Genomic DNA, 19751 nt, shown 5'->3' with positions numbered 1-19751 from the left:
AACGGAATCGGCATACCAATCAGTAATTAGGTTGGTCCCATTGATCCTCACATTTTATGTTTCTTCTTTATAAAAAAATTACCTTCATTAACGGAAATCTTCTTTTCCTTTACATCGACATCTGAAAGTCTTACCAGCGATAAATACTCATCAACCAGCCTCTCTTCCATGTTCTCCGACTCTACAAGTACAGCAATGCCAGCAACATGCGCGTTGAACTCTTCTAGCATATTAATCATACCATTCACGGTACCTCCTGCTTTCATAAAGTCGTCGACAATTAAGACATTCGACCCTTCAGCTAAGCTTCTTTTCGAGAGGACCATCGTTTGTATCCTCTTAGCAGACCCTGATACATAGTTAATGCTAACTGTTGACCCTTCAGTTACTTTGCTGTCCCGGCGAACAATAACGACCGGTACATTTAACTGGCTAGCAACTGCGTAGGCGAGTGGAATACCCTTAGTAGCAACGGTCATAACGACATCTATATGTTTATCGGCATAGGCAGAAGCAAATAACCTGCCTGTCCTTTGGACGATTTGTGGATTCCCCAAAATATCATTCATATAAAGATAGCCGCCTGGCAGAAGTCTTTCTGGGCTGGCAATAACTGAACACAGTTCATCTACCAATAATCTTGCCTCTTCTTCCGGTACTTTCACACGGAACTTAACTCCTCCGGCTGCTCCCGGCACCGTCTGCAAAATCCCTATTCCTCTTTGTTCAAATGTCTCTTTAATGATCCCTAAATCTTCACTGATTGATGACTTAGCTGAACCGTAACGGTCTGCGAAAAAAGTCAGCGGGACAAGCTGTCTAGGGTGCTCAAGTAAATAATTAGTCATGTCTATCAAACGTTCACTGCGGCGAAACTTCAATTAGGAAACCTCCCAAATCCGAATGATTTACCGATAATATAACACTATTATACGGTTTTAATCAAGAGTATGCTGTTCACCCATCATCCGGACGGCAAATACCTGATCACAAAAGCCCCTCAGTCCATTGTATATACGGTGCATCCTGGAATCATGTTCAACCAGCCCAAAAACTGTTGGGCCGCTCCCGCTCATTAAAACAGCATCCGCGCCAAATCGGCTCATTTGATCTTTAATTTGAGCAACTTCAGGATGAAGCGGAAGAGTGACTTCTTCCAGTACATTCCCAAGGTTTTTGCAGACACCACCAAAATCGTTGGCTTTAATTGCATTGATCATTTCATTGGTATCAGGATGATGTACATCGTTAATATTTAAGCGGCGATAAACTTCGGCTGTCGATACTCCTATAAAAGGTTTGGCCAGCACAACCCAACAGGTTGGAGGAGGAGGAAGCTTTGTAATAATCTCTCCTCTTCCTTTGGCTAGCGCAGTTCCGCCATAGACACAAAAGGAAACGTCCGAACCAATTTCAGCTCCTAGCTCAGCCAGCTCTTCCAGCGAGAGACCCAGGTCCCATAGTTTATTAAGCCCTCTTAAAGTTGCAGCTGCGTCACTGCTGCCTCCTGCAAGCCCTGCAGCTACCGGAATCGTTTTCTCTATCGTGATGTTAACCCCTTTTTTAACCCGAAATCGGTTCTTTAATAATAGCGCGGCCTGATAGGCGAGGTTTCTTTGGTCATCTGGAACAAACCGGTTATGTGAATTTATAATAATTTGATTTGAATGATTTAAACTAAGTTCGATACGATCTGCTAAATCTATTGTTGTCATGATCATTTCTACTTCATGGTAACCATCTGGACGTTTATGTAATACATCCAGCGATAAATTTATTTTGGCCGGTGCTTTTATTAAAAGCCTCACTGCTTCCACCTACTTTACGAAATTCAACGTTCCCTAGTTTTTTGTCCTATTTTACCACAAAATGGCCAATGTAAGACCTCTCTTAGGAAACAACCACATAGAATTCATATTTTATCATTTCAAAACGGGTGTATGAAGCCTTTTTCAAAGATCGAAGAAGTTCTTCAGGGATTGAAAAGTGATAGGCTGCTGCAGCAAAGACAGTAGTCTATGTCCCAATTTTATAATAAAAAAGGCTTGGGTTTAAACCCAAGCCTTTCGCCGCGATGCTTACTATCTCAATGTGACTGTTTTATTAACCAAGTTGGCAGCCAGTGATTGTTCTTCAGTGATTTTATTGCTTGTTCTGGACCGCAAGCTGCTGTTCGGCCAGTTCAATGGCACGCTTCACCATATTCCCCGCATCTCGTGCCCTGATGCCGCCCCAGCCTTCCTGTTGAACGACATCATAAAAGCCAAGTTCCTTCGCAAGTTCTTCTTTAAATCCTTCAGACATAACCCCTTTTCTTCTGCCCACTGTCCCATCTCCTTTCATCACCGCGGCTATTTATATTATGATAATCAACAGCTCTTTTCATGAGCGCCAATATATCCTTGTTCCGGCTTTGCCATTTCGGCACACAAAAAAGCAGTGAATTTTTATTCACTGCCTGTGCTGCTGCTTCTCTGCTTATTAGCTTAAAGCCATATTTCCTGTTGTATCTTCATAGAAGGTAATTTGAACCGTTTCTGTTAAAACGTCTGCATAGCTGTATGATACTCGTTCAAACGCATTTTCTTCCTGATCTAATTCAATCACAAAGACGGAAGGGTAGGTTTCAGCTAAAACTCCCGAACGCTCAATCGTCTTTCTGCGTCCACCGTTCGCCTTAAGTAAAAGTCTCTTCCCTAAATTTGAATCAAGAGCTTTTTTAATATCCGATAATGTTTTTGGCATTCGGTCCACCTCACTATGTAAAGTATAACACGCTGACAAAATTCAGTCAAATAAAAACATAAAATTATAACAGTCATTAATTTTGATTGTCAATATTTTTCGATCTACTTTTTCTTGTAAATTTCAACAATTTTAGATTGTCCTTTATCGAATTAAAATATGTAAGGAAATTAACTTGCAAGAAATAATATTAGAATAGATAAGGGACTGTATAAAAATCAACTGATTTACAGAAAAAATAATATCATCTTTCCAGAGTCTGATCCTGTCTATTTTTATGGAGAAAAAAGCCGTACAGGGACGGCTGTATCTAATTATTAAGCATCTTCCGGCCTTTTAAAAGGCATCCCGGTCCGAAGAACCCCTTTTGTTTCAATACCTCCAAGGCCTTTCTCTCCTGTTAGCGTGTTCCTCAGTACATCCCAAACATTGATTCGTTCCATAAATGGCGTAAAAGAAATTTTCGCCACGATATAAACCGGATCCAAAGCATGTATATTAACTCGGGATGGGGAACTTGCGAAGTTTGCACCAGCTTGGATTAATGATTCAAAATGGGATTGACAGGCACCCGCAAAGATCACCAATTGATCCAGGTGCGGCACCTTCTTCCGCGCTGTTCGGACTGTTTGAACAAAATCTTTGGAATGGCGATATGCGTTTATGTCTTTCATATTCCCCTTTGATTTCGAATAGGCATCATGCCCAGTAATGACCAAAATATCCGGCCGATAATAATCAATCAGCTCGACAACCTTATTAGACATCTCTTTTTCATTACAGTGCACCCCGTATACTGGAACACCGACTTTTTCATATACTGACAGGCATTTCTTTAAGTAGTTCTGATCACCATCTATATGGAGTACCCTTCCAGGCATCTGAAAATAACTATACGGCTTACTGTAACCTGCCGTTGCATCATATTCTTGCTTTTGTTTCACCAGGTCTACGTCCTGACGAATCAGCTGAAAGGATTGCTCTTCAAGTGACCTAAATTCCTCAGACATTCTCATACGCCTGTTTTTATCCATTTGGATAAGATCCTCATAAGGGGCATCGGCCATTAATCTAATGTCTTCCCCGTATAATAAAGCAATTTTTTGCCCGTTTTCCTCTCGAATATCGATAACCCGGAACATAATATCACAATTGTGGGATACCCTTCCCACTACATCCATGAGTTTAATGCTCACTGTCCTCACTCCAAATAGGTCGGACATTCTCTGCCCACATAAATTTCAATTCCTTCTAAGCTATGCAAAAACCCATATCCATGTGAATAGAAAAGCGGAGACGACTGCCCAGAAACGAACAAACTGGAGAATCCGACAAAGAAGCGGGTTGTGCTTCTGCCGGAGGATTTGAAGTTTGCTGAGTTTCTAGGAGACGGAGCTAGACAAATAGAAAAGCGGAGACGACTGCCCAGAAACGAACAAACTGGAGGATTTGAAGTTTACGGTTTATTTCAGCCCACTAAGAGAATATAGTCCATTAAACTTAATGAAGATTCCATAAAAATAAAATATATTCCATAAGATCTGATTATATTCCAAAAAAACGGATATGTTCTTTAACGATATTTATTCCGAAATTAAACAAATGACCCTATTCTTCCATCAAAAGTATGTTTTTAACTAAAGTCTTTTAACAAAAACGCAAAATTAAAAAAGGCCCGGATTTGGGCCTTTATTTAAAGATTGGATATAGTGCATCACTTAATCTGCCGAACTCCTCTATAGACAGTGTTTCTCCTCTTCTTGTACCGTCAATTTCGGCTTCCTCGAGCGCTGCAAGGATTACGGATTTCTTTTCCTTTCCGTCTGGGAGCATGCTTGTAAGATTATTAAGCAATGTTTTTCTTCGTTGTGAAAAGCTTGCTTTCGTTATTTTGAAAAAGAAATTCTCGTCTTTTACAGTAACAGCGGGTTCCTTGCGGCGCGTAAGTCTTATTACTGCTGAATCAACATTTGGCTGTGGGACAAAAACGGTCTTCGGTACAATCATGACTGTTTCAGCCTTGGTGTAATACTGGATAGCAATAGACAAGGAACCATATTCTTTCGTTCCTGGTGATGCAGAAATACGGTCTGCAACTTCCTTTTGCAGCATGACAACGATCCCTCTTATTGGAAGGTTTTCCTCTAGCAGCTTCATTATTATTGGTGTTGTAACATAATAGGGCAGGTTCGCAACAACCATTATGTCACTCACATCATTGAATTCATCATCTATAACAGCTTGTACATCTGCTTTTAAAACATCCTGATGAATGATCTTTGTATTAGGATATGGAGATAATGTTTCCTCCAAAATTGGCAAAAGACGCTGATCGATTTCAAAGGCAACCACCTTTTTGCTTCGGCGAGCCAGCTGCTCTGTTAAAGCCCCAATACCGGGCCCTATTTCGATTGCACCTGTTTCCTCAGTCATGTTTGCATGGTCGACAATTCGGTTTAATATGTTTGTATCGATCAGAAAGTTTTGTCCGAGGCTCTTTTTAAATGAAAAACCGTGCCTTTCTAAAATAGCCTTTGTCCGCACCGGTGTGGCGATATCTTTATGCATTTTGTTCCTCCTGTCGAATGGACTTAACAGCAGCGGCAAAGTCTTCCCGGGTTACCTGAAAGACCATTAGTCTTTTATGGAGCTGTTTTCCGTTTGTATAGCCTATTTTTAATATCCTGCCCAGTTTTTCACGTCTTTCTTTTGAACCTTCTCCGCCAACTAGGCCTGCCGTTATAAGATCATCCTGGGTAATTTCCTCTTTGACCGACTCTGCCATCAACTGGGCCCCGCTCAAGGCTTCCCTGATGACATCCGGTGTGGCATGCTCTACTCCAACTCCCCGCCTGTTTTTACGGGTTGCAAGGTCCTTTGGGATAAAGGCATGTTTGCAGTCTGGTACATTTTCCGAAATGATTTTCCGGATTTTTTCACCCGGGAAATCCGGATCGGTAAAAACAATTACCCCGCGTTTCTTTTGGGCTAGCTTAATTTTAACCAATGTTGCCTCATTTATCGCTGAACCATTAGTCTCGATTGTATCAGCATCTACTGCCCTTTTAATAGCTGTTGTATCATCTCTGCCTTCTACAACAATGATTTCTCTAATTTTCATTTTTCCTCCGATAAAATTAAAAAAACTTGAAACATTTTTGTAACATTCCTCGTCTAATTAATTGAAAGTATTTATTAAAACTTCACTTCTGCTATGTCATACATTCTTTTATATTATACCTTACAAATAAACATTCTAAATATAAAATGCAGAGGAATCACTTCCTCTGCACCGTGTACTAATTTAGAATTCTGATTTTTACACTTTTCCGTCCCCAACGGTAAGCTTCCGCCTTTGAGGGGAAAAACACATCAATTTTATTACCTTTTACAGCGGAGCCTGTATCTGCTGCAACAGCATAGCCATATCCCTCAACATATACCTTGGTGCCAAGGGGGATTACTCTTGGATCCACAGCAATAACCTTTGCATTCGGGTTGGCTCTGAGGTTAACTCCTGTAGCAGTATAGCCGGAACACCCATTACAGTTTGCAGTATAGGCTGTTGATGTTACATAAAACTCGGTCCCGCCAGATTCATTGGATCCGCGCGATACCTGCTGAGTAATTACCTTTGTACCCATTGCCACTACTTTATCTTGTTTTTCTCTGACAGTATCCTCACTTATTAATTTACGGGATACCTCTTTGCCATTTTCTAAAATGACTTCGTATTTTTTGGAAAGTAAACCTTCCTGACCTTCTTTTACAATCTTTTGTTTGCCTTTTTCAAGGGCTTTGTCGTTTTCAGTTACTACAGCAAACTTAATCGGTTCTTCCACTACATCGGTGACTTTTTCGACTCGAATAATATGTATCACTGAATCTTCAGCGACATCTTCTTCCAAACCTGGTTCAACACGGTCTAATTCGTTAAGTGCAACCTGTTGCTGTGTTAAAAAGTCAGCGACCGTAGTCGAAGTTGACCATGCCTCTTGCTCTTTTCCGCCATCCACTATTTTTAGCTGAAAAGCTCTTTCTATGGCAATAGTCAGATCCTGTTTTATTTTTTCTTTGGGGGCAGGACTAAGTTTATCGTGTTCACTTAAATCTATACCTTGCTCTTCCAGAAATTCAGAGACCGTATTAGCTGCGGTCCAGTATTGCTGTTTTTCGTTGTTAACTAAAAGCTCTACCTGTTTAGCCGGTTTCCAGACAATCTCAAGATTGTCTTTAACGGAGGTTTCAGCGGCAAGTGATAAGAAGTCTTCGGATCGTAAGGAAATATCAAGATCGTCAAATATTTCTTGGATTGTATCTGCATGTGTTTTGACGACTGTTTCTTGACCATCCAATGTTAATGCAACTGTATTTTTGGTACCCTCGTATAAAAAGTACCCGATTACAGAAGCAAAAACTAGGAAACTAGCAGAAAAAACAGCTAATCTTTTCTTACTCAAAGACTTGGAAAACAGGTTTTTCACGTTTTGAATGACGATGAAAAACGCCTCCTTTTCTCGGAGTGATTATATAGAGTATACTGCCGACTTGTCAAATCTAACCTCCTGCCCCCTGGACGTATTCATAATTATGCAAGATGTCCGATGAAAAGGAAAGAAAGACTTATCGACATGGTTATCCTATGAAAGCATAGAGACATGTAGAACTTTATGGAATAAGAAAAAATTAGGACAACCATCTGGACAAATCGACAGCATTACATATCACTTTATGCCGAATAATCTTTTTGCATTTTGTTGTGTAGCTTCCGCCACTTCCTCTACGGAAACTCCTTTAAGTTCTGCAATTTGCTCGGCTACCAATTTTACATAGGCCGGTTCATTGCGTTTCCCGCGGAATGGATGCGGGGTTAGATACGGACAATCCGTCTCAATCAGCAGACGATCCAGTGGAATTTCCGTTGCCACTTCCTTCGGTTTTTTAGCATTTTTAAAGGTAACAGGCCCACCTAATGAAATATAAAAATTCATCTCGAGGCACTCTTGGGCAATTTCAACACTGCCACTGTAACAATGCATGATACCGCCTACTTCGGCTGCTCCCTCTTCTTTTAAAATCTCTACTATATCTGCTGTAGCTTCTCTATTATGTATGATGATTGGGAGTTTAACCTGTTTCGCCAGCTTGATTTGCTTTCTGAACACTTCTTTTTGAATTTCTTTCGGTGATTTATCCCAATAATAGTCTAGTCCCATTTCTCCAAGAGCGACTACCTTTGGATGGGCAGAAAGTTCCTTCAGCCATTCCAGATCAGCATCCGTCATATCAACCGCATCAACTGGATGCCAGCCAACCGCTGCATATATAAACTCATAGTTCTCCGCCAGTTCAATCGCTCTAGTAATCGTCGGCCTGTCAAAACCTACTACAACAATATTCGAAACGCCTGTTTCCAGGGCGCGATTGATGACTTCTAAATAGTCTTCGTTAAATTGCTCCGCGTTTAAGTGGGCATGTGTATCAAAAAACATAAAAAAACTCCTTTTTCAGTCATACAACAATCCTTGGCTCATTTATTATACCTCTATATCCTAGATACATGTATGCCTCGGACAGCTGTTTACTCGATTGTCACAACAATAAGGATATTTTGTTAATAAAGGCAAAAAAAAGAAAACATAGAAATGTTTACCCGTCAGTGTTACACATGAAACATTTCTATGTTTTTCCAATTTATTTTACTCTTGCTCCAAGCGGCAGGTTCTCATCGACAGAAGCGAGAGAAAGCACGCCATCCTTGGATCCGGCGAGGATCATTCCTTCTGAAAGTTCTCCTCTAAGGTTAACCGGTTTTAAGTTTGTAACACATATTACTCTTTTACCTACTAGTTCTTCAGGCTTGTAAAACTTGGCAATCCCTGAAACAACCTGTCTTTTTTCATAGCCAAGATCTAGTTGGATTTTCAACAGCTTATCTGCCTTTTTCACAGGTTCAGCATGAATCACAGCAGCTACACGCAGATCAATTTTCATGAAGTCATCAATACTGATTTCGCTAAGCTGGTCCGGCTTTTCTTCTTTAACTGGGGCTGAACCCTGCATTTTTTCCTTGATAAAGCCGACCTCGTCCTGTAGTTCAAGCCTAGGAAAGATTGGATCTCCCTTGACAACTTTGGTTCCTTGCTGAATAATCCCAAACTTCTCAAGACTTTCCCAAGAGGTTAATGTTTCTTCATTGATGCCAAGTTGTTCAAAGATCTTCTTCGGGGTTCTAGTCAGAAACGGCTGCAGCAGCACAGCAGCTCTTCTTAATGATTCTGCTAAATGGGCCATAACATCTGCCAGCTGATCCTTTTTTTCCTCATCCTTAGCTAGAACCCATGGCTGAGTTTCATCAATATATTTATTGGTTCGGCTAATTGATTGCCAAATAGAAGTTAAAGCAACGGAGAATTCCATGTTTTCCATAGCATCCTCATATTTTGTTAAGGTATCTAAATTCGCTTGAAGCAAGAGCTGATCAAATTCCCCTTCTGATCCCCGGTAAGCAGGTATCTCCCCGTTGAAATATCGATCAATCATCGCCACTGTCCGGTTCAAAAGGTTCCCAAGATCATTAGCTAAGTCAAAATTAATTCGTTCAACAAATCCTTCTGGAGTAAATACCCCATCTGCACCAAACGGTACCTCACGAAGCAAATAATAACGGAGAGCGTCTAATCCATATCTATCAATAAGCGTAACAGGATCCACTACATTCCCTTTGGACTTTGACATTTTGCCGTCCTTCATTAAAAGCCAGCCATGAGCAAAAACCTTTTTAGGCAGCGGCAGATCGAGAGCCATCAGCATAATCGGCCAATAAATCGTGTGGAACCGGACAATTTCCTTACCTACTAAATGAACGTCTGCCGGCCAGTAGTTCAGATACTTGCTATCATCCTCTGTCCCATATCCAAGGGCCGTAATATAATTTGAAAGAGCATCAATCCAAACATAGATGACATGTTTTGGATCGCCGGGAACTTTTACTCCCCAATCAAATGTAGTTCTTGATACGGCTAAATCCTCTAACCCTGGTTTAATAAAGTTATTAATCATTTCATTTTTCCGTGATTCTGGCTGGATAAAACTCGGATTATCCTGATAATACTGGAGGAGCCTATCAGCATAGTTGCTCATTCTGAAGAAGTAAGATTCCTCTTTAACTTTTTCTACCCCTCTATTGCAGTCTGGGCAGTTCCCTTCTTCAAGCTGACGATCTGTATAAAAAGATTCACAAGGTGTACAGTACCAGCCTTCATATTGGTCAAGATAGATATCCCCTTGTTCTAGGAGCCTTGCAAAAATCTTTTCTACGATTTGTTTATGCCTGTCTTGAGTAGTCCTGATAAAATCATCGTAGGAGATATCCAGCGTTCCCCATAATTGCTGAATGCCAGACACAATTTCATCAACATACTGCTGTGGAGTTACCCCCTTGGCCTCTGCTGCCCTTTGGATTTTCTGTCCGTGTTCATCCGTTCCTGTTAAAAACATAACATCATACCCACGCAGCCGCTTATAACGTGCCATTGCATCACCGGCAACTGTCGTATAGGCATGTCCAATATGAAGGTTGCCACTTGGATAATAGATTGGAGTAGTAAGATAAAAAGTTTTCAATTTTTCTTGCATGTTATTCCCTCCTCGTTTTTCTATAAGTTCCTTAAAAAAGCCCTGCCCGGCGGACAAGAACTTTGATCTCAATCTATCTCTCTTTTCATACACTTATTATGTACTAGCTAGAAGATCCCTTCCTCTATAATACTTATAGTCATCATAACCTCTTATATCATCAAAATATACCTAAAAATCTTATTTTGTGCAACCATCTCAAAGTTTAGAAAAACAAAATAATTGCCACAAAACCCTAATGCGAATTTTGTCGATTAACGGAGGCTGAAATGTCGAAAATTGTGACGAAATTAGTACAATTACTATCTAAGCAAAAACATTTTTCCTTCCCTATGCTATAATCATTTTCCAATTTAACATGGACAACATTGTAGTTATTATCAAGAATTCTTTGATATGAGCGCACTATTAGTCATCTGTAAATATTTCCTACTGGAAGAAAAATAAAATAATTGACGTATTTGGGAATGGCTGGTATTATTAAACCAATAAGTTGAAATTTGTCGAATAATGACGAATATAAATTAGAAAATGATAGCTTGAGAGGGGAAACAATAAATGAAGTCTACAGGTATTGTTCGTAAAGTTGATGAGTTAGGCCGCGTAGTGATTCCGATTGAATTAAGAAGAACATTAGGGATCGCTGAGAAAGATGCACTTGAAATTTATGTTGATGATGACCGTATCATCCTTAAAAAATACAAGCCAAATATGACTTGCCATATAACTGGGGAAGTTTCTGATAACAATATTACACTTGCTGGCGGAAAGTTAATTCTTAGCCGTGACGGCGCTGAACAGCTTCTTAAAGAAATCCAAGGCACATTCGAGCCTGCAAAATAAAAATAGGCAGCAAATTAAAAAGCCTCTTAACTATTAAGAGGCTTTTTTGATCGTTTAGGTAAAATGATAAAGGTGTTTACTATACCTCCATTCAGCTCCAGTCATAGCCACTTGAGAATTATCCTGCCTTACCGCCACTCTCTCTCTTCATGCTTCCTTTATCTCAGTCGGTACGTCAGTCAAACCCAAAGCTATGACCTACTCTTCAATGTGGTAGGCATGATATATATCTCTTTTATTAAGACCGCGATCTTTGGCCGCCTGCTTAATAGCATCTTTGCTGTTCATATCCTTTTCTTTAATGTAAAAGTTTACATGCTCCTTCATTTCCAAGTCTGTCCACCATTGTTCTTCAGAAGAATCTTCTGCAGATTGGATAGAACCTTTAACAATCAGGCAAAACTCTCCTTTAATCTGATCGCTTTCCGCCCATTGAATTGCTTCTGTGATCGTTCCCCTAATAAATTCTTCATACCGCTTTGTCAATTCACGGCATAAAACTATCTGACGATTGCCTAATATATCATTCATCACCTGCAGTGTTTCCCGAAGCCTATGCGGGGACTCATAAAAGATAAGGGTTGCCGTTTGTTTAGATAGTTCCTCCAGCTCCTTCTTTTTCGTCTTTTTCTGGCGATTTAAAAATCCATAAAAATAGAAAGGCTGAGTTTCAATGCCCGAAGCAACTAGTGCTGTCAATGCAGCATTTGCCCCTGGAAGCGGAACAACTGTCAGCTCTTCTGCCAACGCCTCAACAACTAGTTCATAACCCGGATCTGAAATAGTTGGCATGCCAGCATCACTTACGAGCGCAACCTTGGCACCCTCTTTAACTCGCTCAATAATCTTCTCACCTTTTACTTGTTTATTATGTTCATGATAACTAGTTACATGGGTTTCAATCTCAAAATAATTGCATAGTTTTTTGGTGTTTCTTGTATCCTCTGCCGCAATAAGGTCAGCTTCTTTTAAGATCCTAATAGCGCGAAAGCTCATATCTTCTAAATTTCCAATCGGAGTTGGCACAAGATATAATATGCCTTTTTCCTGTTCATTATTAAAGCTCTTTTGCTGCCACATATATACCACCCGTTTCATTTATTAAAAACTGCTCTTTTTTCTTCCGAGACCACCGTTTAAATTGATATTCTGCCTTAAGTGCATCACTTTTATTGGTAAAGGGTTTTGAATAGAGCAGCTTGACAGGCCCGCGCCCTCTCGTATACTTTGCACCTTTGCCCTCATTATGCTGGTTTAGCCTGCGTTCTAAATCATTTGTATAGCCACCGTAAAAGCTTCCATCCCTGCAGCAAAGTACATAAAAATAGTGCTCACTTGTTTCCATATAAAATTTCTTTCAGCTCAGGTGTATATTCATTATCCTCATTATAGACGGTAAGTGGCTGTAAAATTTTCAAATCGGGCTTTCCGCCTTTAATTGCCTCAACCAATAGAGTATTAGCTTCTTTACCAGCTTTAGGATAAACAAACTGAATCCGCTTAGGCTCAAGGCTATACTTTCTCATTGATTCAACAATATCCAGCAGCCTTCCCGGTCGGTGTACAAATGCAACCTTTCCCCCTTGTTTGACCAATTGGCTTGATACTCGGATTGCATCGTCAAGCGTACATAAAAGTTCATGGCGTGCAATGGCAAGGTGCTCATTTAAATTAATCTCTTCCTTTGAGGATGTAGGAAAATACGGTGGATTACAGGTAACGACATCATACTTTCCATGCCCCAGCAGTGCCGGCATATCCTTAAGATCGCCATGAATCATATCTAATTTGTTTCCGAGCTGATTATATTCAATGCTTCTAATAGCCATATCATACAGGCGTTCCTGAATTTCGACCCCTGTTATGGAACCTTTTGTCCGCAAGCTTAGAAACAGAGGAATAACACCATTTCCGCTGCATAGATCGATCAGTCTGCCTTTCTGAATTGGAACATAAACAAATCGAGCCAGTAATACTGCATCAAGAGAAAATGCAAAAACAGAGGGGCTTTGGATAATTTTCAGATCCTCTGCTAGCAAATAATCAAGTCTTTCATCATTTTTTAAATTAACCATGTGTTCCTCCGGATTAATAAGCGAGGATTATCCTCTTGCTTTTTTATGTAAGTTAAATCATTTTCTTCATAACTAGCATACCCGCCATCCAGCTGTCTGAACATATCGGACATTGTCCATCCCTTTTCTAGGCGGCATAGACAGTATTTATAAAAATAGCCTTCCCTTTAAACAGGGAAGGCTGCGATCATTTTTTATTCAAAAAGGATAAACAAAATAGGCAGTCCCCTTCTTTTCGTGGGCTCCCAAAATGCAAGTTGCAAATATGAAAACCTTCCTGATAAAGACGGGCCAAATTGTCATAGCCTTCCCCAATATCAAGAGGGGTTTTATCACCAGAGACGGCTTGGCCCCCCTTGCTGTCTGAATGGGCAGCTTTGTTTTCCTTTTGTGTTGTTTGATCAAGTCGGCGTCTTAAATGATCATTTTCAAGCTTTAAAGAGTTATTTTCTTCTAGAATCTCTCCTAGATGCTGCTTTAACTCACCAAGCTGGCTATATAAATTACCGATTTGTTCTTCCATATTGCTTACTGAGTCAAAGATCTCTTTTTTATCCACGCGGTCCACCTCATCAGTTTGTGGATTATAACTAAATAGCGCCTTCTTTCATCACTTCATCAGGTGTATATTCGAGAACGCGGTCTTGTCCCTTTAATTCTACCTTCATGACACGTTCTAATAAATTTAAACCAACCACTTTACCTATGCCATCTGGGGTAGTAATGATTTCACCTAAGTCAGGCAACTGTTCTTTAGCCTGTTCATACTGATCATTTTCATATTTTAGGCAGCACATAAGACGTCCGCATAATCCTGATATTTTGGTAGGGTTTAAGGATAAATTTTGGTCTTTCGCCATCTTAATGGAGACTGGATCAAAATCTCCTAAGAAGGTTGAACAGCAAAGCATTCTGCCGCAGGGACCAATTCCCCCCAGCATTTTTGCTTCATCCCGAACACCAATTTGACGCAACTCTATCCTTGTCCGGAAAATTGCCGCCAAATCCTTTACCAAATCACGGAAATCGACTCTTCCATCAGCTGTAAAATAGAAAATGACTTTATTTCGGTCAAACGTATATTCAACATCAACAAGCTTCATATCAAGCTGATGCTCATTTACCTTTTCGCCGCATACTTGATATGCTTCTTCCGCTGCTGCCTTATTCTCATCGACAATTAACCGATCCTTTTGATCTGCTATTCTTACCACCTTTTTCAATGGCAGAACAACATCATTTTCGCCAACCTGCTTGCGCGGTGTAACGGCCTTTCCAAATTCAACGCCTCTTACAGTCTCAACGATTACAAAATCGTCTTTCTGAATTAGGAGTTCTCCGGGATCAAAGTAATATATCTTCCCCGCTTTTTTAAAGCGGACACCCACTACATCATACAAAGGAAGATCCCTCCTGAAGTTTTAACACCAGCTCTTCCATCAGCAGCTGGGGATTCATATTCGCCTGCAGTTTCCTTTTGGCCTCGAGAGTAGCTTCCATTTGATCTGCTAAACGACGGCCAGAAGTCTGCATTGCGTATTGCTCTAAACGAGGTTTCTCGTTTACGTATACAACCTGTTCTGGTTTTCCAAGTTGAATATATAGTAAATCCTTAAAGACAAGAAGTAATAAATCCAAGCCGCGATCTAGCTGTTCTTTTTCCTTAAAATGCACAAACCAATTTTCCTGAAGCATGACTAACGTCTCAAGAGAATTCTTTTTTAGCATTTCATATAATTTTAACACTAATTTTTGTGCTTGTGCAAACCAATCGTCGTTACTTATTTCCAAAGCTTCGTCTAAATTGTTGGTTAACTGGGCTATCAAGGGGGCTACCACAGGTTTTATTCCATTTTCAACCAGCTTTTCCACCATCTTTACAGATGATAATGGCTTAAAATTTATTATTTGACAGCGAGAAAGAATCGTTGGCAAGATCTTTTGAGCCTGTTCGGTCATTAGTATAGCGACCGTTTCGGCATGAGGCTCTTCTAAGAACTTAAGCAAGCTGTTGGCTGCATTAACTGTCATTCGATCAGCATGGGTAATCATGTAAAGCTTTTTTTTTGACTCTACCCCAGTCTTTGAGAATTCTTCCTGCAGAGCATGAATCTGCCCTTTTTTTATGGATTGTCCATCTGGTTCAATTAGATGGATATCCGGATGGTTACCACTGTTGATACGTTTGCAATTTGAGCAGTTTTCACAAGGAAGAAATCCATCCCCAGGCTGTTTACAAAACAAACTTTTAGCAAGCAGTAGTCCAATTTCTTTTTTTCCTGTTCCCCGTATTCCTTCATACAAATAAGCATGGGCTACCCGATTTTTCACTCTGCTGTTTTTTAGCATTTTTAATACAGTCGGTTGAATTTCTTCCAGCTGCGTCCAGGTTTTTCCCATAGTTTTACCTCTCTTACGTATATAAATTAATCAAAAGGCCTTTAATCTCGCCGATTTTCCCCAGGAGGTCGATCGACCCCTCTTTTTTCTTAATCACATCTTCGGTTAGTTCCACTAACTTTTGGTCGATTACATCCACTATCGTAAGCGACCGTCCCTGTCCGTTAGGACTCCAGCTATGTGATTGTTTTAAATCCATCCCAAAATCCACTGTTTCCCTTACAAATTGTTTTACCAGATTCTTAAACTTTGCGAGGTCCTTAAACGTTCTCGACCTTCCGAGGCGTTCACCAGCAAAATCAATTTGGCCTAACAGGCGCTGAAGCTCACCCATATGCAGCTTCTGCCCCTGGCTCTGAATATATCTATTAAAGTTATTTCCACCTAAGACTTGTTGTTTTTGATCCTGACGTGTTTTTTCAATATTTAACCTTTGATCGTGGTTAATTTTCATTTTGTGCTATTTCCTCCCACGATTAAAAATTAAAAAACTGTTCTACTGGAAGGACGAATACAGTGGCTCCGCCCACTTCTACTTCAACCGGGTAAGGGACGTAGGAGTCGGCGTTTCCTCCCATTGGAGACACAGGGGCAACCAACTGGTCTCTAGATTTACAATTATCCTTTATAACCTGTAAAGCCCGATCTACACGAATATCTTCGACTCCAATAATAAACGTTGTATTTCCTGATTTTAGAAAACCACCGGTGCTTGCAAGCTTGGTAGCCCTAAAATTATTATCAATTAATGCACTGGATAATCTATTGCTGTCCTGGTCTTGTACGACCGCAAGAATTAATTTCATTCCTTCAGACCTCCTGTTTTCTTTCCGATTCGCATCTTACTCTATATTATAACAGAAATGCAAGTCCTGACAGGGCATTGTTAGATGTTCTTTCAAACTAGCATAAGGGACAAAACCTTTTTTCTTGTTGCTTCTCGGTATTCAAAAGCTGGTATTGCTAACTGAAGATAAAGAATCACCTTGTAGCCATTTTCACTAACAATCTTTAATATTCTATTAACAGCAAAAAACCCCAGAAAAAATTCCAGGGGATTTATCAAACTTAATGCAGAAGCCTGTCTAGTATGACAGCTTCTGCTTCATTATAGACCGTTTCAACCGGTCTGGAAGCATCTATTTTATAAATACGCTCTGGGAAGCGGTCAATTAATAGGAGATACCCCTCTCTAACCCTTTGATGAAATTCCAGGTTTTCCAAATCGAGCCTGTTCACTTCCCTGCCACTGTTCTGGCTAATCCGCTCAAGCCCAGTCTCTGGTTCAAGGTCGAAATAAAAAGTCAGCTCAGGCATCGTACCTTCAACTGCGAAATGATTAATAGCAAATACCTGGTCTATACCCAAGCCTCGGGCATGGCCTTGATACGCTAGTGAACTATCAATAAACCGGTCACACAAAACAATTTCTCCTCTGCTCAGTGCCGGCTTTACCTTTTCAACAAGATGCTGCCTTCTTGCTGCCGCATAAAGCAGTGCTTCTGTTCGAGGATCCATATTAACATTCATTTTATCAAGAATAACACTGCGGATTTGTTCAGCAATCTCAATTCCACCGGGTTCCCTTGTCTGCATCACGCTATAGCCCTGACTGCCTAGCCTTTCTGCTAACAGCTTGATAATCGTTGTTTTACCTGCACCTTCAGGGCCTTCTACTGAGATAAATAACCCGTTTTTCATATTAATTTTGACCTCCACTGCCTGTCTATTATCGATGAAACACTTTTATCCTGGCCTTTGCCAGATACTCTCCACCCTGAATCTTAGCTTTGTTTTTTAATAATCTAATCAGTTCTTCAATAGCTTTTTTAGTTATCTTTTCTCCAGGTAAAATAAGTGGGATGCCTGGAGGATAGGGGATGATCATTTCAGCGCAGATTTTTCCCGCTGACTCCTCAAGCGGGATAACCAGGTTCGTTAATTGCTCCATTTCTTTATAGCTGACGGAAAGAACAGAAAAAGGTTCACTGCTTTTAATAGGCTCTGCTTGAGCCTTCGTTTTACAGGTGTTTTTTAAAGCCTTATGTATTTTACCAATTGTATCGTCAAAAGGAAAAAACATATCCTTCTTTAGTAATGGAAGGATTAACAAGACGTTTATTGGATCTGCAAGCTCTGTATAGACCCCTTCTCTTTCCAAAAGCTGCTGCACTTCATATCCGCTTAAACCTTTGGTGGATTGAATGGTTACTTTTAAGGGATCAACCTTATATCTTTCTGATGTCAGCACCTTTATATCTGAAAGGCTGTCCAGCTGATTCTTAAAGCCTTCTACTGACTGCATTAAATAACTAATATCCTCCTTGCTATAAGTCCCTAGGTAACTGCGTGCAAGGTCCAGAGATGCCATAAGAGGATAGGAGGGACTGCTTGACTGCAGCATTTGTAAGTAAGAGGTTAACTTATCTACACTCTGCAGATTGCTATTAAAATGCAGATAAGCCCCCATAGTCATCGCTGGAAGAGTTTTATGAGCGGACTGGACGACGATATCAGCCCCAAGTGCGATTGCAGATTCCGGAAAAAGTGGATTTACTGCGAAATGAACGCCATGTGCCTCATCCACCAAGACAGCTATATTTTGTTCATGCGCAAATTTGATTATTTCCTTAATTTCATAAGCCAATCCATAATAATTGGGATAGGTTAATATAAGTACCTTTGCCGCCGGAAACTGCTTTGTCGCTTCTTTTACAACTTCTAAGCTAACTCCACCGGCCACGGCCCAATCCAAATGATATTCAGGATTTAAAAATACAGGATCTGCCTTGGCTAGCCGAATTCCATTCATAATCGATTTATGTGAATTCCTTTGTACCAGTACCTGGTCCCCTTCATTAAGAGAAGAAAGAATCATTGCCAAGTTGCCGACTGTAGAACCATTAACAAGAAAGAAACTCCTTTTTGCCCCATATAAATCAGCTAATAAGGCTTCTGATTCAAGAATCACGCCCTCAGCTGAATGGAGATCATCCAAACCCGTAAGCTCCGTTACATCTAGTTTTAATATATTTTTAAAATAATGTTTTGCTTCATCCGGAAATACTGCACCATTCTTATGTCCAGGAACATGGTAAGACAACGGGTTACTTCCGGCATGTAAAAGCAATTGATCAAATAAGGGAGTTTGCTGCTGTTTCATAAAATACCGCCAATATTTATATTGTCCCGTCTCTTATTTTAACGGACAGACGCTGCCATTGAAGGACAGTCTTTCTTATTTTAACAAATTACCGCCTGCTTTCCTAAAAATAAAAAAAAATAAAGCCCTAGTGAGCTTTATGAATAGATTTCTGGCTGTGTAATTTTCTTTAACTGCTTAATGTAATGTCTATACTTTGGATCACTCGTATCCGTTTGTATAATAACCCTTTCACAATCATGGCAGATATAAGAAGTATAAAGGTGTATTCCGACAGACTTTATTTGCTCGCACACAACACACTTTTCCCCACTGGTTATTGACGATTCCAACTGCTCCACCTCCATACAGCAATTGTTCCCCGGAGCCCTAATTTGTATACAATCTTTAGAAAATTAACTCTTTGATCCTAATTATTTATTATTGTATGTTATATACTGGGTTTCTGTGTATGTCTAGGATGGATTTCTTAATAAATTAATGGGTTTCTTTTTAGATAAGCATGATGCTAAACATAAATATGCCGAACCCGTTAAATAATTGTTATTCCAGGATAGAAAATTATTTATTTATAAAATACTACAGTTATAGTTGATATTGATTAATGAGACGTCAAACTAAATACAAACAGCATTAGTTCAATCAGTTTTAGCTAAGAATTGATCCTATATATCTTAACAAAAAGGCTAATTTCTTTTCATTTTGATATGGTTTTATCCACACGAACAAAAAAAAAACAGCTCTATCAGCTGTTCTTCGTGTGCCTGGCAGCGTCCTACTCTCACAGGGGTAAAACCCCAACTACCATCGGCGCTGAGAAGCTTAACTTCCGTGTTCGGTATGGGAACGGGTGTGACCTTCTCGCTATCGCCACCAGACTATTTTGA

At 40.0% G+C, this 19751-nt stretch carries 22 protein-coding genes and 1 rRNA gene; 1 reads left to right on the top strand and 22 read right to left on the bottom strand.

Annotated elements, in window-relative coordinates; translation table 11 throughout:
• Nucleotides 1-47: 47 nt before the first annotated feature.
• The 10 genes from purR to metG form a co-directional block, all read right to left on the bottom strand.
• The gene (gene purR, locus HRJ06_RS20345; RefSeq protein WP_174734813.1) at nt 48-881 is read right to left on the bottom strand and encodes a pur operon repressor; all 834 of its coding nucleotides are present in this window, start codon (nt 879-881) and stop codon (nt 48-50) included.
• Nucleotides 882-938: 57 nt separating this feature from the next.
• Nucleotides 939-1808, bottom strand: coding sequence for a 4-(cytidine 5'-diphospho)-2-C-methyl-D-erythritol kinase (gene ispE / locus HRJ06_RS20340; RefSeq protein ID WP_174734812.1), 870 nt, complete (start codon nt 1806-1808; stop codon nt 939-941).
• Between the two features lie 334 nt (nt 1809-2142).
• Complete coding sequence (locus HRJ06_RS20335) at nt 2143-2325, bottom strand: small, acid-soluble spore protein, alpha/beta type (RefSeq protein ID WP_174734811.1); 183 nt, start codon at nt 2323-2325, stop codon at nt 2143-2145.
• A 156-nt stretch (nt 2326-2481) separates the two neighbouring features.
• Nucleotides 2482-2745 carry a biofilm formation stimulator Veg gene (veg, locus tag HRJ06_RS20330; RefSeq protein ID WP_046525184.1) on the bottom strand — a complete coding sequence of 88 codons (264 nt, stop codon included), beginning with the start codon at nt 2743-2745 and terminating at the stop codon, nt 2482-2484.
• A 317-nt stretch (nt 2746-3062) separates the two neighbouring features.
• Entirely contained in the window at nt 3063-3941 is an 879-nt protein-coding gene (gene yabG / locus HRJ06_RS20325; RefSeq protein ID WP_174734810.1) for a sporulation peptidase YabG, read from the bottom strand.
• A gap of 493 nt (nt 3942-4434) precedes the next feature.
• Entirely contained in the window at nt 4435-5313 is an 879-nt protein-coding gene (rsmA, locus tag HRJ06_RS20320; RefSeq protein WP_174734809.1) for a 16S rRNA (adenine(1518)-N(6)/adenine(1519)-N(6))-dimethyltransferase RsmA, read from the bottom strand.
• Complete coding sequence (rnmV, locus tag HRJ06_RS20315; RefSeq protein ID WP_174734808.1) at nt 5306-5866, bottom strand: ribonuclease M5; 561 nt, start codon at nt 5864-5866, stop codon at nt 5306-5308. Before rnmV ends, rsmA begins: the two co-directional genes overlap by 8 nt.
• Before the next feature lie 178 nt (nt 5867-6044).
• Nucleotides 6045-7229, bottom strand: coding sequence for a ubiquitin-like domain-containing protein (locus HRJ06_RS20310; RefSeq protein ID WP_174734807.1), 1185 nt, complete (start codon nt 7227-7229; stop codon nt 6045-6047).
• 240 nt (nt 7230-7469) lie between these two features.
• The gene (locus tag HRJ06_RS20305; protein ID WP_174734806.1) at nt 7470-8237 is read right to left on the bottom strand and encodes a TatD family hydrolase; all 768 of its coding nucleotides are present in this window, start codon (nt 8235-8237) and stop codon (nt 7470-7472) included.
• Between the two features lie 202 nt (nt 8238-8439).
• Entirely contained in the window at nt 8440-10383 is a 1944-nt protein-coding gene (gene metG / locus HRJ06_RS20300) for a methionine--tRNA ligase (RefSeq protein ID WP_174734805.1), read from the bottom strand.
• Nucleotides 10384-10941: 558 nt separating this feature from the next.
• Between metG and HRJ06_RS20295 the strand changes: the two genes are divergently transcribed.
• Nucleotides 10942-11226, top strand: a complete 285-nt coding sequence (locus tag HRJ06_RS20295; RefSeq protein WP_174734804.1) for an AbrB/MazE/SpoVT family DNA-binding domain-containing protein — start codon at nt 10942-10944, stop codon at nt 11224-11226.
• Between the two features lie 198 nt (nt 11227-11424).
• On the opposite strand, the gene rsmI is transcribed toward HRJ06_RS20295, so the two are convergent.
• From rsmI to rrf, 12 genes are all read right to left on the bottom strand, one after another.
• A complete protein-coding gene (gene rsmI, locus HRJ06_RS20290) occupies nt 11425-12306 on the bottom strand; it encodes a 16S rRNA (cytidine(1402)-2'-O)-methyltransferase (protein WP_174734803.1) in 882 nt (293 codons plus the stop codon).
• A complete protein-coding gene (locus tag HRJ06_RS20285) occupies nt 12284-12571 on the bottom strand; it encodes a GIY-YIG nuclease family protein (RefSeq protein ID WP_174734802.1) in 288 nt (95 codons plus the stop codon). Before HRJ06_RS20285 ends, rsmI begins: the two co-directional genes overlap by 23 nt.
• Nucleotides 12558-13301 (bottom strand): tRNA1(Val) (adenine(37)-N6)-methyltransferase, encoded by a 744-nt coding sequence (locus tag HRJ06_RS20280; protein WP_174734801.1) that lies wholly within the window; start codon nt 13299-13301, stop codon nt 12558-12560. Before HRJ06_RS20280 ends, HRJ06_RS20285 begins: the two co-directional genes overlap by 14 nt.
• 187 nt (nt 13302-13488) lie before the next feature.
• Complete coding sequence (gene yabA / locus HRJ06_RS20275) at nt 13489-13860, bottom strand: DNA replication initiation control protein YabA (protein WP_174734800.1); 372 nt, start codon at nt 13858-13860, stop codon at nt 13489-13491.
• 31 nt (nt 13861-13891) lie between these two features.
• On the bottom strand, nt 13892-14701 hold the full coding sequence (locus HRJ06_RS20270) for a PSP1 domain-containing protein (protein WP_174734799.1): 810 nt from the start codon (nt 14699-14701) through the stop codon (nt 13892-13894).
• Entirely contained in the window at nt 14694-15701 is a 1008-nt protein-coding gene (gene holB / locus HRJ06_RS20265; protein WP_174734798.1) for a DNA polymerase III subunit delta', read from the bottom strand. The genes HRJ06_RS20270 and holB overlap by 8 nt, the downstream gene beginning before the upstream one ends.
• A 13-nt stretch (nt 15702-15714) precedes the next feature.
• Nucleotides 15715-16155, bottom strand: coding sequence for a YaaR family protein (locus HRJ06_RS20260; protein WP_174734797.1), 441 nt, complete (start codon nt 16153-16155; stop codon nt 15715-15717).
• Nucleotides 16156-16177: 22 nt separating this feature from the next.
• Entirely contained in the window at nt 16178-16507 is a 330-nt protein-coding gene (locus tag HRJ06_RS20255) for a cyclic-di-AMP receptor (RefSeq protein ID WP_174734796.1), read from the bottom strand.
• Nucleotides 16508-16769: 262 nt separating this feature from the next.
• Nucleotides 16770-17402 (bottom strand): dTMP kinase, encoded by a 633-nt coding sequence (gene tmk, locus HRJ06_RS20250; RefSeq protein WP_174734795.1) that lies wholly within the window; start codon nt 17400-17402, stop codon nt 16770-16772.
• A 28-nt stretch (nt 17403-17430) separates the two neighbouring features.
• The gene (locus tag HRJ06_RS20245; RefSeq protein WP_174734794.1) at nt 17431-18864 is read right to left on the bottom strand and encodes an aminotransferase class I/II-fold pyridoxal phosphate-dependent enzyme; all 1434 of its coding nucleotides are present in this window, start codon (nt 18862-18864) and stop codon (nt 17431-17433) included.
• 137 nt (nt 18865-19001) lie between these two features.
• Nucleotides 19002-19211, bottom strand: a complete 210-nt coding sequence (locus HRJ06_RS20240) for a sigma factor G inhibitor Gin (RefSeq protein WP_174734793.1) — start codon at nt 19209-19211, stop codon at nt 19002-19004.
• A 415-nt stretch (nt 19212-19626) separates the two neighbouring features.
• Nucleotides 19627-19742 (bottom strand): 5S ribosomal RNA (rrf, locus tag HRJ06_RS20235).
• Nucleotides 19743-19751 lie beyond the last annotated feature (9 nt).

Source organism: Mesobacillus harenae (assembly GCF_013343715.1).
GTDB classification, from domain to species: domain Bacteria; phylum Bacillota; class Bacilli; order Bacillales; family Cytobacillaceae; genus Mesobacillus_A; species Mesobacillus_A harenae.
This window is presented reverse-complemented; position numbering and strand designations above follow the sequence as displayed.

Excerpts from the sequence above, each read along its gene's own strand:
- HRJ06_RS20260 (WP_174734797.1), bottom strand. The coding sequence starts at position 16,155 with ATGAAAATTAACCACGATCAAAGGTTAAATATTGAAAAAACACGTCAG.
- metG (WP_174734805.1), bottom strand. The coding sequence starts at position 10,383 with ATGCAAGAAAAATTGAAAACTTTTTATCTTACTACTCCAATCTATTAT.
- tmk (WP_174734795.1), bottom strand. The coding sequence starts at position 17,402 with ATGAAAAACGGGTTATTTATCTCAGTAGAAGGCCCTGAAGGTGCAGGT.
- rnmV (WP_174734808.1), bottom strand. The coding sequence starts at position 5,866 with ATGAAAATTAGAGAAATCATTGTTGTAGAAGGCAGAGATGATACAACA.
- HRJ06_RS20285 (WP_174734802.1), bottom strand. The coding sequence starts at position 12,571 with ATGGAAACAAGTGAGCACTATTTTTATGTACTTTGCTGCAGGGATGGA.
- veg (WP_046525184.1), bottom strand. The coding sequence starts at position 2,745 with ATGCCAAAAACATTATCGGATATTAAAAAAGCTCTTGATTCAAATTTA.
- rsmA (WP_174734809.1), bottom strand. The coding sequence starts at position 5,313 with ATGCATAAAGATATCGCCACACCGGTGCGGACAAAGGCTATTTTAGAA.
- rsmI (WP_174734803.1), bottom strand. The coding sequence starts at position 12,306 with ATGTGGCAGCAAAAGAGCTTTAATAATGAACAGGAAAAAGGCATATTA.
- HRJ06_RS20295 (WP_174734804.1), top strand. The coding sequence starts at position 10,942 with ATGAAGTCTACAGGTATTGTTCGTAAAGTTGATGAGTTAGGCCGCGTA.
- HRJ06_RS20245 (WP_174734794.1), bottom strand. The coding sequence starts at position 18,864 with ATGAAACAGCAGCAAACTCCCTTATTTGATCAATTGCTTTTACATGCC.
- holB (WP_174734798.1), bottom strand. The coding sequence starts at position 15,701 with ATGGGAAAAACCTGGACGCAGCTGGAAGAAATTCAACCGACTGTATTA.
- HRJ06_RS20240 (WP_174734793.1), bottom strand. The coding sequence starts at position 19,211 with ATGGAGGTGGAGCAGTTGGAATCGTCAATAACCAGTGGGGAAAAGTGT.
- HRJ06_RS20280 (WP_174734801.1), bottom strand. The coding sequence starts at position 13,301 with ATGGTTAATTTAAAAAATGATGAAAGACTTGATTATTTGCTAGCAGAG.
- HRJ06_RS20255 (WP_174734796.1), bottom strand. The coding sequence starts at position 16,507 with ATGAAATTAATTCTTGCGGTCGTACAAGACCAGGACAGCAATAGATTA.
- HRJ06_RS20305 (WP_174734806.1), bottom strand. The coding sequence starts at position 8,237 with ATGTTTTTTGATACACATGCCCACTTAAACGCGGAGCAATTTAACGAA.